The organism is Segatella buccae ATCC 33574, assembly GCF_000184945.1.
Taxonomy (GTDB): Bacteria; Bacteroidota; Bacteroidia; order Bacteroidales; family Bacteroidaceae; genus Prevotella; species Prevotella buccae.
In genome coordinates this window covers 822,314-840,104 of the sequence record NZ_GL586311.1, presented here as the reverse complement: position 1 = coordinate 840,104, position 17,791 = coordinate 822,314, and the positions used below count along the sequence as shown (strand labels likewise).

11 protein-coding genes and 1 pseudogene are annotated in these 17,791 nt (G+C 50.7%); 6 read left to right on the top strand and 6 right to left on the bottom strand.

All coding sequences use genetic code 11. The annotated features are described in order from the left end of the window. Positions 1 to 19: 19 nt before the first annotated feature. From HMPREF6485_RS03100 to HMPREF6485_RS03090, 3 genes are all read left to right on the top strand, one after another. A complete protein-coding gene (locus HMPREF6485_RS03100) occupies positions 20 to 1,078 on the top strand; it encodes a glycosyltransferase family 9 protein (RefSeq protein WP_004344616.1) in 1,059 nt (352 codons plus the stop codon). Between the two features lie 602 nt (positions 1,079 to 1,680). Further along, complete coding sequence (nadA, locus tag HMPREF6485_RS03095; protein WP_004344614.1) at positions 1,681 to 2,670, top strand: quinolinate synthase NadA; 990 nt, start codon at positions 1,681 to 1,683, stop codon at positions 2,668 to 2,670. Positions 2,671 to 2,678: 8 nt separating this feature from the next. Next, positions 2,679 to 3,575: a glycosyltransferase family 2 protein gene (locus HMPREF6485_RS03090; protein ID WP_004344613.1), complete on the top strand. Its 897-nt coding sequence runs from the start codon at positions 2,679 to 2,681 to the stop codon at positions 3,573 to 3,575. Between the two features lie 570 nt (positions 3,576 to 4,145). On the opposite strand, the gene HMPREF6485_RS03080 is transcribed toward HMPREF6485_RS03090, so the two are convergent. The 6 genes from HMPREF6485_RS03080 to HMPREF6485_RS03055 all read right to left on the bottom strand — a co-directional run bounded on the left by HMPREF6485_RS03080 (position 4,146) and on the right by HMPREF6485_RS03055 (position 12,766). Further along, on the bottom strand, positions 4,146 to 5,168 hold the full coding sequence (locus tag HMPREF6485_RS03080) for an acyltransferase family protein (RefSeq protein ID WP_004344610.1): 1,023 nt from the start codon (positions 5,166 to 5,168) through the stop codon (positions 4,146 to 4,148). A gap of 73 nt (positions 5,169 to 5,241) precedes the next feature. Beyond that, complete coding sequence (gene porZ / locus HMPREF6485_RS03075; protein WP_004344609.1) at positions 5,242 to 7,269, bottom strand: type IX secretion system anionic LPS delivery protein PorZ; 2,028 nt, start codon at positions 7,267 to 7,269, stop codon at positions 5,242 to 5,244. Beyond that, complete coding sequence (locus HMPREF6485_RS03070) at positions 7,262 to 8,164, bottom strand: glycosyltransferase family 2 protein (protein ID WP_004344608.1); 903 nt, start codon at positions 8,162 to 8,164, stop codon at positions 7,262 to 7,264. The genes porZ and HMPREF6485_RS03070 overlap by 8 nt, the downstream gene beginning before the upstream one ends. 68 nt (positions 8,165 to 8,232) lie before the next feature. Next, a complete protein-coding gene (locus HMPREF6485_RS03065) occupies positions 8,233 to 8,853 on the bottom strand; it encodes a non-canonical purine NTP diphosphatase (RefSeq protein ID WP_004344607.1) in 621 nt (206 codons plus the stop codon). Positions 8,854 to 8,869: 16 nt separating this feature from the next. Then, the gene (locus HMPREF6485_RS03060) at positions 8,870 to 9,841 is read right to left on the bottom strand and encodes a YitT family protein (RefSeq protein ID WP_004344605.1); all 972 of its coding nucleotides are present in this window, start codon (positions 9,839 to 9,841) and stop codon (positions 8,870 to 8,872) included. Positions 9,842 to 9,862: 21 nt separating this feature from the next. Beyond that, the gene (locus HMPREF6485_RS03055; RefSeq protein WP_044126225.1) at positions 9,863 to 12,766 is read right to left on the bottom strand and encodes a leucine--tRNA ligase; all 2,904 of its coding nucleotides are present in this window, start codon (positions 12,764 to 12,766) and stop codon (positions 9,863 to 9,865) included. A 240-nt stretch (positions 12,767 to 13,006) separates the two neighbouring features. Between HMPREF6485_RS03055 and HMPREF6485_RS03050 the strand changes: the two genes are divergently transcribed. From HMPREF6485_RS03050 to rhuM, 3 genes and pseudogenes are all read left to right on the top strand, one after another. After that, positions 13,007 to 13,657: an MgtC/SapB family protein gene (locus tag HMPREF6485_RS03050; RefSeq protein ID WP_004342051.1), complete on the top strand. Its 651-nt coding sequence runs from the start codon at positions 13,007 to 13,009 to the stop codon at positions 13,655 to 13,657. 86 nt (positions 13,658 to 13,743) lie between these two features. After that, positions 13,744 to 16,263: a hypothetical protein gene (locus HMPREF6485_RS03045; RefSeq protein ID WP_004344602.1), complete on the top strand. Its 2,520-nt coding sequence runs from the start codon at positions 13,744 to 13,746 to the stop codon at positions 16,261 to 16,263. A 578-nt stretch (positions 16,264 to 16,841) separates the two neighbouring features. Beyond that, positions 16,842 to 17,675: pseudogene (gene rhuM / locus HMPREF6485_RS03030) on the top strand (RhuM family protein); the annotation flags it as partial. Positions 17,676 to 17,791: the final 116 nt, after the last annotated feature.

The following is a 17,791-nucleotide window of genomic DNA, read 5'->3' as shown; positions in this document are numbered from 1 at the left end:
GGGAGGAATCTATAGAACTATGAAAACAGAACATATCCTCATTATCCGCTTTTCGGCCATGGGCGATGTGGCCATGACTGTGCCCGTGGTTTACTCCTTGGCGCAGCAGTATCCGCATGTTCGGGTCACTGTCTTGAGCCGTTCCTTTGCCCGCCCGTTCTTCGAACATCTGGCACCCAACGTGGGGTTCATGGAGGCTGACATCAAGAAAGAATACAAAGGGGTAAAAGGACTCAATGCCCTCTACCGGCGGCTCATGGCCAAAAACTTTACTGCTGTGGCCGATTTCCACGATGTGTTGCGCTCCAAATACCTGCGCATGAGATTCAATTTGGGACAATACAAGGTGGCACACATCAACAAGCACCGCGCAGGAAAGTGTCGGCTCACCGCTATCCATGGCAAACGGCTCGTACAGCAGCCCACTTCATTTCAAAATTATGCCGACGTACTGGCCCGTTTGGGCTACCCGGTAAAGCTGAATTTCAAGTCTATATTTCCAGATGGAGGCGGCAACATCCGGTTGCTTCCCACTCACATAATAGGTGAAAAGAAAAAGTTTCAACAATGGATAGGCATTGCCCCTTTTGCGGCCCACGAAGGTAAAATCTATCCTCCACAGCTCATGTCGGCTGTCATCGGCCTGCTTATCCGTCGCCATCCCTCCTGTCGCATCTTCCTTTTCGGGGGCGGTGAAAAGGAAAAGAAAGTACTCGACGAATGGGCTGCCCACTATCTCAACTGTATCAATGCTTCCGCTGCCCTTCACGGACTGGAAGAAGAACTCATCCTGATGAGCCATCTCAATGTGATGGTCAGCATGGACAGTGCCAACATGCACTTGGCTTCGCTCACCGCCACCCCCGTGGTGAGTGTCTGGGGGGCCACCCACCCCTACGCCGGTTTCATGGGCTGGGGGCAAAATCCGCAACATGCCGTGCAGACCGACCTTGACTGCCGCCCGTGCAGCATCTATGGCAACAAGCCCTGCATGCGCGGCGACTTCGCCTGCATGAACAACATACTTCCCGAACAGATTGTGGAAAAGGTGGAAATGGTACTACAAAACAAGAAATAAAATTTTCATTCGATTTGCTGTCATGCTGTCATTTTTCTTCTAAAAGCTTATCCATTAGCTATTTACCATCCATTAAAAAATGACAGCATGACAGCAAACTTCTTTCACAACAGACACACTATCACTTTTTGGGGGCCAAGATATTTATGTTTGGTTCATATACTTTTCGATGACAAACAATAGTATAAAAATAAAGAACAACCCATCAAGTTATTCACCGATTTGTGGATAACTGTCGGGAAAACCCTACTCATAACCCGACCAATAACTCTGTGGATATCCACACTCGAAAGGACAAAGCATGAAAACTGTGGATATCCACACGGTTGTGAAACCATTTTGATAAACTTTTCCACGAAATTCCCTCATAAAAAGATATAAACTTATTAACTTTGCACCGAATGGGGATATTGTGGATAAACCTGCTAAAACATTATGAATCAACCGAAAGATATGATACAGGCATGTTCATAAGAAAGCACCACACGTTGATTACTGAATAAGCAAGAAAAAGACTTGAAAGTTATCAACCTATCAACGGCATATCATACTTCCCATATCTTTTTAAAAATTAAAGTGAAAGAAAAGATAATAATAAAAAGATGGTGAAAACAGAATGGATGGAAAAGGGATTTGTCGACGAACCCGTTGACAAGACTTTGGATTTGAAGACCGAGATCAGAAAGCTGTGTAGGGAGAAAGATGCGATTATCCTGGCCCACTACTACACTGTGGGTGACATCCAAGAGATAGCCGACTTCGTGGGCGACTCGTTGGCGTTGGCCCGTAAGGCGGCTGAGACCGACGCACGGATGATGGTGATGTGCGGTGTGCATTTCATGGCCGAAACCTGCAAACTGCTCTCTCCCGACAAGGTGGTGCTGTGTCCCGACCTCACGGCAGGCTGTTCGTTGGCCGACAGTTGTAGGGCTGAAGACTTGAAAAGATTCAAGGACGAACATCCCGGCTATCAGGTGGTGAGTTATGTCAATACCACAGCTGCCGTGAAGGCACTCACCGATTGTGTGGTCACTTCGGGCAATGCCAAGCAAGTAATCGATTCTTTCCCCGAGGATGCGAAAATCATCTTCGGGCCCGACTATAATCTTGGCAACTACATCAACTCCGTGACGGGGCGCAAAATGCTGCTCTGGAACGGAGGCTGCCATGTGCATGAGAAGTTTTCTGTGGCAGAAATTGTAAAACTGAAGCAGCTTCATCCCGAGGCTGTGGTGATGGCCCATTTGGAGTGTAAGGCCTCTATTCTGGCCATTGCCGACGTAAAAGGCAGTACGGCCACCATGCTCAAATATGCGCAGGAGCACGATTGTAAGGAATATATCGTGGCCACGGAGGCCGGCATCTTGCACGAAATGGAGCGTACCTGCCCTGAAAAGACTTTCTATCCCGTGCCGCCCGAAGTGAGCGAAGGAGGACTTGGTTGCAGTTGCAACGAGTGCGAATACATGAAGAAAAATTCTCTTGAGAAGATATACAACTCTCTGAAATATGATTGGCCTACGGTAGAAATCGATCCGGCAATAGCGGCAGAGGCCGTGAAGCCCATCGAGCGGATGTTGAGTTTGAGTTGAGCGAAGCTATGATCTCGGTCATTGTACCTGTCTACAATTCCGAAGACACTCTCCGCCCTTGTGTGGAGAGCATCTTGTCGCAGTCGTTTACCGATTTCGAACTGATACTTGTGAATGACGGGAGCACCGACCTTAGCGGTAGGATATGTGATGAGTGTGCCGCGTTTGATGCCCGTGTACGGGTGAAGCATCAGACGAATGGAGGGCGCACCCGGGCCCGGCATGAGGGTGTAAAACTCTCCCGGGGCGAGTGGGTGACTTTTGTCGATTCAGACGATGCTTTGGCCACAGATGCCCTCCGGCTGCTTTCCGGGCGTGCTACGACCGATGTAGACATTGTTTTCGGCAATGGTTACACACTACCTTGTATGGCAAGAGATTTCATTCCCATGGCCGAATTTCGCCATCGTGCCGTGCGTGGTGAGGGCACCATCGGTGTGCCGTGGGGCAGTCTCTACCGACGCACGTTGCTTTCTGACTATGTGTTTGACTTGCCTCGCGACATCTATATGGGAGAAGATTACATCTATTGGCTTCGCATGGTGTTTGCCACCGCTCTCCCCGTAGCCGTAGTGCAAGCCCGGGTGTATGATAAGGGCCCCGAACATACGAGCAATGTATTTCAATGGACAGCCGACTATTGCGCCCGTTTGCACGGCTTGCGACTGTCGGCCATTCCGGTCGACAGTCACGGAGAATATATGCATGACATGATAGCCGACCGCTTGGTAAATCTTTTCTCTGTTGCCGTTTGCCAATCGCGCAGCCATTGGGCAGGCAGTGCTTTCTATCAATCGCTCATGGCCGACATCCGTGCTTGCCACTATTCCCTCACCCTCAAGCAGCGGCTGTTTCTCCATTGTCCGAGTCGTCGCATCCGTAAACTCTGTTCTTTACTCTCCTGAAAATTCCATCGTCTTATTTTTCTTCCCAAAGATGTGACCGGATAAATGTATATTTTGATATTTAATGGCTTTTTATGGTTTTGACTATCCTATAGTCTTAACTATTAAATATTTCGAAAAAGCCTTACACGGAATTTTTCCATGCCTATTTCTCTTCTCAATTCTTTCCAACTTATTATCTCCATCTGCTCCATCAAAAATCTCACTCGGCCCAACCGACATTTCAAAAGAGCCACACTTGAAAGCCCATTCGGGCCCTTTTGCAAAGCCATTTGGGCCGAAAATTTCCCTTTAAGTGGGCTGGGGGGGTGTTGTTGATTTAGGAAACTAAAAAAGGGAAGCACGCACGTGCTTCCCTTGCTATTGCAAAGATACTACATTATTTGTCCGAATGCAAATTGGTAGTGAAAGTTGTTGACAGATTTAATACTTTATTTTTCCTGCTATAATTGATGTATAAGTGCTTTACAGCTGCCTTCCGACGATGTTTTTTCCAGATGTTTCCCATGTTATGATCGCTTATTCATTGTTCTAAGATTATTTTTTTCAGAAATGATAAGTGGCAAATTATCAGCCTTTTTTCTTCATTTGGCCCACAGTGATGGGAAAAAAGCGGTAGACTATCCAAGCGATGGCGGAGGTGAACAGATAAACCAGCAGGAAGACGAGGAGAACTGTGGGATAATCGGTCGGGCCTGTAAAGGGTAGAAAGCGGCTGATGACGGTCGAAAGCACGAGGGGCACACCACCGCAGAAGAAGTAGTAGACCAGCGAATGGGCTCCCGTCCAAGCTATCGGACGGCAGGCAGGAAGCTGCTTGAACAGACTGGTGACGAGGAGGAAGGTAAGCAGAATGTCGATGAAAAACACGGGATAGTTGCCGATGTGCAGCGGCCAGAGCATGAAGCTGATACCCATGTAGGTTTCATATACCTTTATAAATAATAGTAATAGAAAGAATAATGAGGAGTATGATGGGGTGTTGAAACGGTTGAAAAGCATTTCTTTCGCATGATACAGATAGCCTGCATAGAGGAAAGCAAGGGCCTGCAGGGCATTGTCGGCTTGCCAGAAATAAGGTTGAGAAGTAGTGGGAAAACATGTGGACAAACCGAATGCTCCGAAAGAGAGTAGGAAGAGCGGGAAGAGTTTTCCACGGGTGATGTGTAAAAATCCGGCAAAAAGCACTTCGGCTACGGCCAGTGCAGCCACAAACCAAGAGGCTTGGCCACTCACAATGTCATAGGCGAGTGAAGCGAGTGAGGTGAAATGGTCGTGAACCAAGGCTTTTGGCACGGCTATGAGCGAAGTGAAGATGAAGTAGGGAAGAATGATGCCGCGAGTTATCGAAACCAATTTGGCACACAGGGAAAAGCCTTGCGGTTTGAAGAAAAGATAGCCGGAAAGGAAGAAAAACACGCACAGGGCATTGGGCACATAGAGTGTGTAGGGAATGATGTTGGTTCCGGTGTAGTAGATTTCGGTGTGGTCGAGAAGGATAGCCAGCATACAGCCGCCGCGCAGCATGTCTATCCACAGTTGGCGAGGCTTGTGTCCGGTGTCCGATGAGCAATCGACGCTTGGTTTGTTCATGGTCTCTTGAGTTCTTCTGAAGAATGTTTTTCTGATTCTATAAAGGTATCAGAAAAACATTCTTTTCATCAGTCTATCTTACAATGGCTATTTTACACACCACTCCCTTGTCGCCCGAGGCTGTGGCCGTTTGCACCATATACACGCCCGAGGCCACCTTGCGGCCTTTCAGGTCGCATCCGTCCCAAGTGAAGATGCCGCCGTTGCTGCGGCCATTGGCCACGAGCACGCCGTTGGAAGTAGTGATTTTGACATCTGCATTGTAGCTGAGTCCCGTCACGGTGATAAGTCCCGTGAAGTCAGGTCGCACGGGATTTGGATAGGCCCACACGTTGTCTTTGGTCATGGTCTCGTTGGTGGCGGTAGCATCGCTCATGTAGGAGCAGAGACCCATGCCTGTGCCGAAGAACACTTCGCCCGTTTGTTGGTTGATGGCTATTGACTCGACGGAGTTGGAAAGCAATTTACTGTTTTCAGCCGTGAAGTGTTGCAGTTGGACCAAGTTGTCTTCGCTGATGAGATAAACTCCGTCTGCGGAAGTGCCAAACCATTTTCTTCCCGCCCCGTCAATGGCCATACAGGTGATGTCGGAACCCGAAAGCAGATAGTCGGCAAGGTTGGTGCCGTCGTTGCGGGGCACTTTCACTTGTTCAAAAGTAGTGCCGTTGCCGGCTATACTTTGTGCGGTGAGCATCAGTGGGCCGTCGCTTGTGCCTATCCAGATGTTGCCTTTCAGGTCTTCCACCACACAGTTTACACCGCCATTGGCCACGATCATGTTGCCGTCTTGATTGACGAGCGACTTGTAGGGATTGAGGCCACCCGTTGAAGTTTGGTAGGCAAAGAGCGAGGGAGTGCGGTAGTGGTCGTTGCAGAACCATAGCAGACCTCGGCTGTCGAACATCATGCCCACGATGTTTTCGAGCGATCGGGTGTCGTCATACATCAATTCGGAGTGATGCAGATTCGTCCATTTCCCGTCGGTATATTCCACCAATGAGGTGGAAGGGCTGATGCTGTTGAACATCCAAAGTTTTCCTGTCTTGTCAAAAGTCAGCGAGTTGACAATCACATAATCTTTATTGTTGTTTCCCACAGTGGAGGCCGTATGGAGACATCCGTTGGTGTTGTCGTTGGAGTAGGCTTTCATGAATCGTCCGTTGTTGAATTCATATACGCCGGTGCGGCCCCCTGCAAACACATGATCGGGATTTTTAGGGTCGATGTCAAGGCAGGAAGTGTCCACGTATCTATAGCCCGTTTTTGTTGCTATGTCGTCTTCATAGATCTGCCACTCACCGTCTTTGAGCACTTGGATGGTTCCCGGGCGGTTCAGTTCGTCCATACCCCATCCCCCTCCACAGGTGTAAAGTCGTCCCTGATGATATTTCATGAAACCGAAATAGTTGTATTTCGGGCCTCCCGGAGCAAGAGTAGAGGCTATTTCCTTTAATGCTTTCTTGTCTTCAACAGTCTTGGCTGTGTATTCCCCTTTCCGAGTCCAGTTGGATTTGTCAAGGAGATTGGCTGTCAATGGAGCAGAATAATGTCCACGTGCAGCACTCATGGCATGGATAGCGTTGCCGTCAATGTAAGTGTAGTCTACTTTGAAACCGAGGTTGTAGGTGTCGCTGATTTCGGCATTGTCCATATTCATTTTCACAATGCCGAATCCTGTGGAGAGGTAAGCGAGACTGCCGGCTTGAGAGATGTCGTTAATGTTTTTGTCAGCCATGAGGTTGGCATTGCGATAATCGCTTACGTTGGTCACTCGTCCTTTATCATCCATGAGGTCGATATTGAAATTCTCATACACGATGATGAGTTTTCTGACCGTCTTGTTATAGCTGATTTTCGAGATATTGCAATCGTTCAAGCCATTTATTTTGCTGAATGTGGTGATGCTTTTGTCACCGGTGTTGTAGGCATACAAACTTCCGGAGGCCAGTACATAAAGCTGTCTGCCGGCCTCTTCCACATCCTGCACTTGACTGTAAGAGAGGTAGGCCTTCCATGTTCCTATGCCGGCGGCGGTTGCGGAGAAGGTATGGAAGGCACTCAGCAGCGCAATGGCCATCGATGCTATCAGTTTTCTAATCATGTCGGTATTGTCGGATTTCGAGATGTATGAAATACATCAGTTTATAGATATTAAACCCCATAACGCTTGGATTATTGCCCAAAAGCTGTTGTTTCAGTTTGTTATGGAATATGGAATGGAGAAAGCCGATGAATGGAATGAGGTGAAGCCGTTTCAATTTTTCATTGAAATCGAGTAAGGAAGAATAACCTTTGAGTCGGTCTTTAAAGTGCAGAAGAGTACACAGCGACTCTTCTGTCTTGTTTAGAAAAATATCGTTGGGCTCAAAGTCGTCGAGTGTAATGGGGTTGTCGATGTGGACGATGGATATATTCTTTAGTTGTAAGTCTTTTCCCAAGAGTACATCTTCGTAGCCGTAGCGGGTGAATTTTTCATCGAAAGGGCAGTCGGTGAAGACTTGTTTCCGGATTAGGAAGTTGGTTGTTCTGAATGCCCGGCTTGCGTTCTTCTGTCGGTTGTGGGCACAATGTGCCTTCTCGCAAGCTTTCTCATAGCGGTATCTGAGGTTGTTTTTCCACTTTACGGGATCTCCTCCTATACGGATACCGCCAACCACCACATCGCCCGGAGTTCGGAGGTAGTTGTCAATGAAAGAAGAATGATCGAGCTTGAGGTCGCCATCGATGAAAAGCAACCTGTCGTAGCGGGCTTGTGAGGCCAGAAAATTGCGGATGGCGGCACGACCTACATTACGCTCCCTCACGATGTATCGTACCCCCGGAAGTGTCTCTATGGCTTTGTTTTCTTCAATACATTGCTTGTCTGTAGAGCCATCATCGGCCACGATAATCTCGAAAGGTACGTGTGTCAAAAGACACTGTCGTTGCAGTTCGGCTACGAGTTGTGTGCAACGGCAGTTGTGAGTGGGCAACAGTATGGATATACCTTTCTCCAATTTTCCTCCTTATCTTTCTCTTTCCTGTACTCAAAACCACCTTATTAGAATGGCGTGACCACCATCTATTACTTTGTTTTGTCTCCGGTGAGATATTCGGCCAACTTAGCCACAGCCCTTGCCCGGTGGCTTATCGTGTTTTTGACATGCTCCCCAAGTTCGGCAAAGCTCTTGTCATAGCCTTCGGGGACAAACAACGGATCGTAGCCGAACCCCTCGCTGCCATGCTTCTCGGTGGCAATACGACCCTCTACAATGCCCTCAAAACGATGGATTTGGGGAATGCTCGTGCAGCCACAGGGACACACATCCTTCTTTTCTATCAGGGCGATGACCGTGCGGAAGCGTGCCTTACGATTGTCTTTGCCGTCGAGTTGTCGCAGGAGTTTGGCCATATTGGCCTCCGAATTGTGGTCGGTGCCTTCGGCATAACGGGCACTGTGGACACCCGGCGCACCGTCTAAGGCCTCCACTTCCAGTCCCGTGTCGTCGGCAAAGCAACTGATATGGTAGTGGTCATACACGTATTGCGCTTTCTGCAAGGCATTCTCTTCGAGCGTTTCGCCCGTCTCTGGAATGTCTTCGTGGCAGCCTATTTCAGCCAGTGACACCACCTCAAAACCGTTGCCGAGTATCTCTCGTATCTCTTTCAGCTTATGGGCGTTGTTGGTTGCAAATACAATTTTCATTCTCTTGTCTTGTTTATTACTGTTGTGCAGTGTCGTTTGCGCTGTTCTTCTGTTTCTCTTTCGGCAGTTTCACTTTCATTTCGTCAAACCCTTCACCGTAAACGCCGATGACACTCGATTGGCTCACGAAAGCGTTGGGGTCTATCACTTTGATGAGTCGGAAGATGTTGGTGCTCTCATATTTTTTGGCCAATATGCAAAGCACCTTTACCTCTTGCCCCGTGTACCACCCATGACCGTCGAGAATGGTCACGCCATGTCCCATCTCTGTGCCGATGGCATTGGCTATCTCTTGGTATTTTTGGGAGAAAATCATAAACTGTACACTCTCCCGCCGGGCGTTCATCACATAGTCGAGGACGAAATTCTCGATGACCATCGTGCACAAACCGAACACGATTTTGCGCCACACATCGATGATTCCGAACTCGGGCTTAGCCAAAAACACGGGAAACGAACTGCCGATGATGAGCAGATCGACGAATATGAGCACACGCCCCAACGAAATATTGTGATATTTGTTGACGATGGCGGCAATGATATCCGTGCCTCCGGTGGAGCCGTTGTGCAGGAACACCACGGCAAGTGAGGAGCCTGTGAACACACACCCGATGACCAGCGACATGAAGTCCTGTCCCGGCCCCAGCACCTGAATGAGTTTGCCGGTGGAGTCGGTCATGAAGTCTTGGGCGAAAGCCAACAGTACAGAGAGCATCAGAATGGCATAGATAGTCTTGACCATGAACTTCAATCCCAGTATCTTCAACGCCACGAGTAACAACAGGAAGTTGATGATGAAATAGGATATAAAGATGGGGATGCCGGTACCATAGAAGATGATAGCGGCAATACCCGTCACGCCTCCCGTCACTATCTCATAAGGAAGCAGGAATACAGTCCACCCGAAAGTGTACAGGAGGAGTCCGAGCGTGATGTAGAAATAATCTTTGAACTCGTTTTTGAAGTTCTGACCGATGCTCCACTGCATAAGCTACAAGGTTATGTTAGTTTATTTTTTCAATACAACGTTGACTATCTTCTTCGGAACGATGATCACTTTCAGCATCTGTAAGCCTTCAAGATACTTTCCGCTCCTCTCGTCTTCGAGCACGGCTTTCTCGATGTCGGCATTCTGTGCATCCATTGGGAAAGTCTTTTGATAACGCGCCTTTCCGTTAAACGACACGGTGAGTTGCATCTCGCTCTCAACAAGGTAGCGTTCTTCCCATGCCGGCCACTGTGCATCGCACACGCTTCCTTCGTTGCCGAGTGCTTCCCAAAGTTCTTCGGCGATGTGCGGAGCAAACGGAGCCAGCAGAATGATGAGTTCTCTCAACACTTCCCTGCTGTGGCACTTGCTCTGTCCCAGTTCGTTGACGCAAATCATGAAAGCCGAAATGGCCGTGTTGTAAGAGAAGTTCTCGATATCCTGCGTGACTTTCTTGATGAGTTTGTGGAGCGACTTCAACTGATCCGCTGTAGGTGCGTCCAGCGTTATGAGCGACTCTCCCGTGCGGTTGTCATAGAACAGATTCCAAAATTTCTTGAGGAAACGGTGACACCCGTCGATGCCGTTGGTGTCCCAAGGTTTGCTCTGTTCCACGGGCCCGAGGAACATTTCATACAGCCGCAGGGTGTCGGCACCGTACTTTTCGACAATCATATCGGGGTTAACGACATTGAACATACTCTTCGACATCTTCTCCACGGCCCAGCCGCATTTATAGATTCTGCCTGTTGAATCGCTTGTATGGGAGGCGTTTTGGGAGTCGGAGCCGTCTTCAAAGATAAATTCGGCATTGGCATATTCCGGTCGCCAAGCCTTGAAAGCCTCTATGTCGAGAATGTCGTTGTCCACGATATTCACATCAACATGGATAGGTGTGACATCGTATTGGTCTTTCCGGCCAAGGCTTACGAACACCGGAGCCTTGTCGTGGTCGTCACTGTTCACACGGTAGACAAAGTTGGAGCGGCCTTGTATCATTCCTTGGTTCACCAGTTTTTGGAACGGTTCCTCCTTGCAGCTGACCCCTAAGTCGTGCAGGAACTTGTTCCAAAAGCGCGAATATATGAGATGCCCCGTGGCATGTTCCGTGCCTCCGACATACAAGTCCACATTCTGCCAATATTCATCTGCTTTCTTGCTGACGAGTGCTTTGCCATTTTTCGGATCCATGTAGCGCAGGTAGTAAGCCGAACTGCCTGCAAATCCCGGCATGGTGAACAGTTCGAGTGGGAACACCGTGTGGTTGTCTATGCGGCTCTTGTCCGTCACCTCGTTCTTCACCGTGTCCCACGCCCATTTCTTGGCGCGTCCCAATGGCGGTTCACCCGTCTCTGTGGGCTTGTATTCGTCAATCTCCGGCAACTCCAAAGGCAGTTTGTCTTCGGGTATCATGTAGGGCATTTCGTCCTTGTAATACACCGGGAACGGTTCTCCCCAGTAGCGTTGGCGGGAGAAAATGGCATCGCGCAGACGATAGTTCACTTTCACTCGGCCGAGCCCGTGCCCTGTCACGAAAGTCTTGGTGGCCTCGATGGCCTCTTTTACGGTCATTCCGTTCAAGCTGAATCCGTCGAGTGCCGTCTTGCCATCGGCCGGCGAATTGGTCACAATGCCCTCTTTGGCATCGAAACTCTCCTCGCTCACGTCGGCCCCTTCGATGAGTGGGACGATGGGCAGACCGAAATGCTTGGCAAAGGCATAGTCGCGGCTGTCATGGGCAGGCACGGCCATGATGGCTCCCGTGCCGTAGCCGGCCAGCACATATTCGGAAATCCAAACGGGAATCTTGTCGCCCGTGAACGGGTTGACGGCATAGCTGCCCGAGAAGACACCCGTCACTTTGCGGTCGCTCATGCGATCCAGTTCAGTGCGTTTCTTCACGTAGGCCAGATACTCCTCCACTTCCTTCTTTTGGCTTTCGGTGGTGAGCCTTTCCACGAGTTCACTCTCGGGAGCCAGCACCATGAAGGTGACGCCGAAGATGGTGTCGGCCCGGGTGGTGAAGATGGTGAAGTCGAAATCCTGATTGGCCACCTTGAATTGCATCTCCGTACCTTCCGATCGACCTATCCAGTTGCGCTGGGTCTCTTTGATGGAGTCGGTCCAGTCCACGGTGTCCAGTCCGTCAAGCAGCCGCTGTGCGTATGCACTCACGCGCAGGCACCACTGTCTCATCTTCTTCTGCACCACAGGATAGCCTCCGCGCTCGCTCACGCCGTCCACCACCTCGTCGTTGGCCAGCACCGTGCCCAGTCCCGGACACCAGTTCACCATCGTTTCGCCCATGTAGGCTATACGGTAGTTCATCAGCGTTTGCTGTTGCTCTTTCTCGCTCATGGCTTTCCACTTGTCGGCGGTGAAGTCCAGCTCTTCGCTTTGGGCTGCGTTCAGTCCTTTGCTGCCCTGTTGTTCGAAGTGGGAGATGAGTTCTTCGATGGGCCTGGCCTGCTTCGTGTCATTGGAATAGTAGGAACCAAACATCTTCCGGAAAGCCCACTGAGTCCACTTGTAGTATGCAGGGTCGCAGGTGCGCACCTCTCTGTCCCAGTCGAAAGAGAAACCGATTTTGTCCAGCTGCTCCCGATAGCGGTTGATATTTTCCGTTGTCGTCTTCTCGGGATGCTGCCCCGTCTGTATGGCATACTGCTCAGCGGGCAGTCCGTAGGCATCGTAGCCCATGGGGTTGAGCACGTTAAGGCTTTGCAACCGTTTGAAACGGGCGAATATGTCGCTGGCAATGTAGCCCAGCGGATGGCCCACGTGCAGTCCTGCTCCCGACGGGTAGGGAAACATGTTGAGCACATAGAACTTTTTTCGTGATTCGTCTTCAACGACTCTGTAGGTCTTGTTCTCCACCCACTTCTGTTGCCATTTCTTCTCGATTTCTCTGAAGTTGTATTCCATTTTAGTCTGATTGATTTTCTTTTCGGATAAGTCGAGGGCCACGCGTGTGCGCCCATTGATAATGTGCAAAGGTACATAAAACGCATGATACCGCAAAAATAAAAGTTAATTTTCTGAATTTCTGTAAGTTTGACGGGGTGGACGGACACGGCGCAAAAGTTAAAACCATTCTTTGGCCGTTTCGTTTATTATGTTTATTTTTGTAGACCATAGTTTTTGTATATTTAATTTTTCTTGTTTATGGATATTGTCTTCGAATTGTGTCTCCGGCTGATCGTCGCCTTCGTTTTGGGCGGCATTGTAGGACTGGAGCGTGAATACAGGTCTAAGGATGCTGGTTTCCGCACCCACTTTCTGGTAGCCCTCGGCAGTGCATTGTTTACCATCATCTCCCAATATGGTTTTGCCGACGGGGTGAAAGACACCTCGCGCGTGGCCGCCCAAGTGGTCTCGGGCATTGGTTTTCTCGGTGCCGGCATGATCATCTTTCAGAAGAACATGGTGCGCGGGCTCACCACCGCTGCCGGCCTGTGGGTGACGGCAGCCATCGGCATGGCCTGCGGTGTGGGACTTTATGCCGTAGCCTTCTTCGTCACGGCCTTGATACTCGTAGGACTGGAGATGCTCAACGCCTTTATCCCCCATATCGGAACCACTCATTTGCGCATTTCGTTCACTTCGCCTTCCAAGGAGAGTGCCAAGCGGGTGGTAGACCAGATCAAAGGGCACAGCCTGAAGATCTATTCCTACGAGATGAAAGACCGCCGGACATCAAAGGGGGAAATCTTTGAGGTGAACATGGAAATCAAGATGAAGCGCGATGACCACAATGCCGTGTTGATGGACTACATGAACGAGTTTGACGATGTGACGATAGGAAGCATCGAATAAACGTTAAAGTTAGGTTAACTTCACCGCCGGCTGACGACCCAGCCGGCGGTTTTTCGTCTTAACCTTCATAAACCAAACATACACTGATGATAGATTTCAAGACATTATTTTCCGCTTCCCTGCTATTGTTGACAGGGATGGGCACAGCATACGCCCAACGCATAGATTTGGACAACGGCAGCCGGAAGACGGCTGATGGCTTTTCTTCGTGGGTGGTGAAAGAAGGCCGGGAGGCCTCGGCCCGTTTCGGCAATTTACAACTGACACTCTCCACCTCTGCCGATTGCCGATTGAAAAGTAACTGGTGGAAAGACGGTGTGAACAAGTACAACTGCTGCATCAACGACGGTGTGACGGTGCAGGCAGTGGACGACAGCGGGCAGCGAAAGCCCTCGTCCGGCGGAAAGACCATCAGGCTCACCGTCAGCGGATTGTCGCCCGGCAGGCACAGTCTGCAAGCCTACCACAACTATGTGGACGGAGAACCTTCCGCCCGGCTCCCTCTTCTTGCGGTGAAAGTGGATGGTCGGTGGCTGCTTCGTGGCATCTCCCAGTCGCAGCGGGCCGAGAAAGCCTCGGCGGCAGGGCGCAGCTATGTGGAGTTCAGCGTGAAGCGGGCCGACCGTCCCGTTGTCATCGAGTTTGCAACCATCCCCGGGCGGGGGGAGAGTTACACCAATACCGGTTTCTATATCAACTCACTGGAGTTTGACGTGACCGCCGCCGACCGATTGGCCCACGACCCCTACCCTACCGATGGCGACTTCCACGCCGCTGCCGACAGTGGCATCACCTTCCGTTGGCAGGCTGCCAAGAGTGCCTCAGCCCACATCTGCCACTTCGGAACCGACTCCCTGACGGTGGCCGACGGCACCGGTGGTGAACTGCTCCGTACCGCCTCTTTCACCCGTAGGGGGCTTTCTCCGTTGAAAACATATTATTGGCGCGTGGATGAAGTCATCGACGGCGTGACCTACAAAGGCAAAGTTTGGAGTTTCCGTCCCCGTCGTGATGCCTTCCCCGGGGCCGAAGGCTATGGCCGTTATGCCATTGGCGGGCGAGGTGGCATGGTGTATCATGTCACTTCGCTTGATGACGACCCCATCAATCCTGTCCCCGGCACTTTCCGTTATGGCATCTCCCGGCTCCACGGCCCGCGCACCATCGTCTTCGACGTAGGCGGCGTGATTGCCCTCAAGAGCCGGCTCACCTGTTCCGACCGCTTCGTCACCATTGCCGGACAAACGACCCCCGGACTCGGCATCATGCTCCGCTCCCACCCCTTCGGCATGGCCGGCGACGGCATCACGCGCTTCCTGCGCCTCCGTTTGGGTCATGAGGCCCTGCACGACCGCGACGGACTCGACGGCATGGGTATGGCCGGCAATGACCATAGTATCATGGACCACTGCTCTATCAGCTGGACCATCGACGAGGCGTTCAGTTCACGCAATGCCCGCCACATCACCTTGCAGCGCACACTCATTTCCGAGACACTCAATGTGGCCGGCCATCCCAACTACGGCAAGGGCATGAAGCATGGCTATTCGGCCACTATCGGCGGTGGCGAGGGTGGTGCGCAGGGCAGTTCGTTCCATCACAACCTGCTCGCCCACAACGAGGGACGCAACTGGAGCATGAGTGGCGGACTCGATGGGAGCGGGGCCTACGACGGCCATCACGACATGTTCAATAATGTGGTCTACAACTGGGGTCACCGGGCCTGTGACGGCGGCACTCACGAGGGTCAGTTTGTGGCCAACTACTATAAGATGGGGCCGGCCACCACGCAGCCTTTCCTGCTTGTGGCTCAGCTCGAAGGCACGGGTTCGGGCACGCAGTCTTACTTCGTTGCGGGCAATCTTCGTGAAAACCGCGACGGTTCGCTCACCCGCGACCGGGAGGGTGAGACCTATCGGTACACGCTCTCCCATGGACAGAAACTCTCGTGGGAGGTGTTCCGCCGAAAGCCTTTCTTCCCTTCGCTGGCCCGGGTGGAGACGGCCGAAACGGCCTATCGCAGCGTGCTCTCCGATGTGGGATGCAATGCACAGGGCCTTGACAATCACGACCGTCGGATGATACGCGAAACACTCTTGGGCACGGCCTCCACCACAGGCAGCTTCGACGGCGTGGCCGACGGGCTCATCGATTCGGAGACCGACAAGGGGTGCGAGGGCTTCGACGGACTGGACATTGCGCCGGCTGTCCGTCCCACGAGTTGGGATACCGACGGTGACGGCATTCCCGACTGGTTTGAACGGGCCCGGGGATGGGATGCTTCCACACCCAACAACAATGCCGACAGCGACGGCAACAGCTACACCGATCTTGAGGACTATCTCAACTGGATGGCTCTCCCCCACTTCATCGGTCTCCACGTGGGCGAGAAGCAACAGATAGCTTTGGCCACTTACTTCGCCGGTTTCCCAAATGGACGGTTTGCCGTGACCCCTTCTGCCGGCGTTGATGTCACCATCAAAGGGAGTTTGCTCACCTTCACGCCACGCGCATCGGGCCTTTCAACCCTTGAGGTGACAGCCACGCAAGACGGCGTTTCGTTCACGCGCAGTTTCAATCTGCATGTTGCTGAAACGGTCCGATAGCCTTCGGGATAGGCATGGATAGAAAACCGACGGGATAGCGCGTTTGGAACTCTCCTCCGGAGTCTGCATGGCGTGTCTTGTCTGCCGTCTCTGCCATTTTCTTGACACTCGTAGTTCTGTCCGGTTTTTTCTTCGCCGATTTGCATTCGGGCTTGTTTTTCATTATCTTTGCATTGGCAAGGGAAGCGCGTTGGCGTTTCCCTTTTTTTAGTTTCCATTCAACCTACAGACCCCCAACTCCCTAAAGGGGGCTTTTCAACCCTGCTTTGGGTTGCAATTCAGCCCAAACAGCATTGTGAAACGGCCTCTTTTGCATTCTCGTTCGGCCCGAGTGAGCTTCTGGGTGTGGCCGTTTTGCAATGTCGTTTGGGCTTAGTGGGAAAATTGATGGGTCGGCCGGGTCGAATAAAGCGGATGGAATCGGATTGGGAAATGGGCGAGAGAAATTTGCATGTCAGCCTTTTTCTAAAAGTTTAATAGTTCGTGATATATGCTCCCATTTCAGTTTTAAAGATAGGATTATTACCGGTTTCAGTTATTTTTTGTATCTTTGCCTTTTTCAATCAATGTTAGAGTGTATGAACGAGATGATAAACCTAAACGACAAAATCATTATTTATCAGAGTGAAGATGGAAAGACACAGCTTGATGTCAAGTTGGAAGGGGAAACCGTGTGGCTTACGCAGGCGCAAATGTCTGAACTGTTTCAAACGGACAGAACTGTAATTGTGCGCCATATTCGGAACATTTACAAGATAGGAGAATTGGAGGAAAAGGCAACTTGTGCAAAAAATGCACAGGTTCGTTCGGAAGGCAATAGAAAGGTAATACGAACGATTCCTTATTATAATCTTGATATGATTATCTCTGTTGGTTATCGTGTCAATTCTGTGAGGGGTGTGCGTTTCCGCCAATGGGCGAATACCATTCTCAAGCAATATCTCGTCAAGGGATATGCGGTGAATGAGCGAATTCGTAAACAGCAGATTGCGGAGCTTCGCCAGTTGGTGCAAGTGGTGGGCAGAACCATCCGGCAGCAGGCTGTTCCGCCTACGGATGAGGGCAGTGCACTCTTTGATGTGGTGGTGGACTATACCTATGCCCTCGATGTGCTTGACGATTACGACTATCAGCGGTTGGGCATAGCCAAGACCACCACGGAAGAGACTTTCCATGCCACCTACGAGAATGCGATGCACGAGATAGACATGCTGCGTGAGAAGTTTGGCGGTTCCGTGCTTTTTGGCAACGAAAAAGACGATTCGTTCAAAAGCTCCATCGGACAGATCTATCAGACATTTGGCGGTGCAGATCTATATCCGAGCGTGGAAGAAAAGGCCGCCATGCTACTCTATCTCGTCACCAAAAACCATAGCTTCAGCGATGGTAACAAGCGTATTGCCGCCACGCTGTCCCATCATTCCTTTGTGTCGAGATGACACTTCTGTAAACGTTTACGTTTGATTTGCAAGGCTGCGGATAGAGGAGATTGGACATTTCCTTGTATTTTTGTCCGGTATAAGAAGAT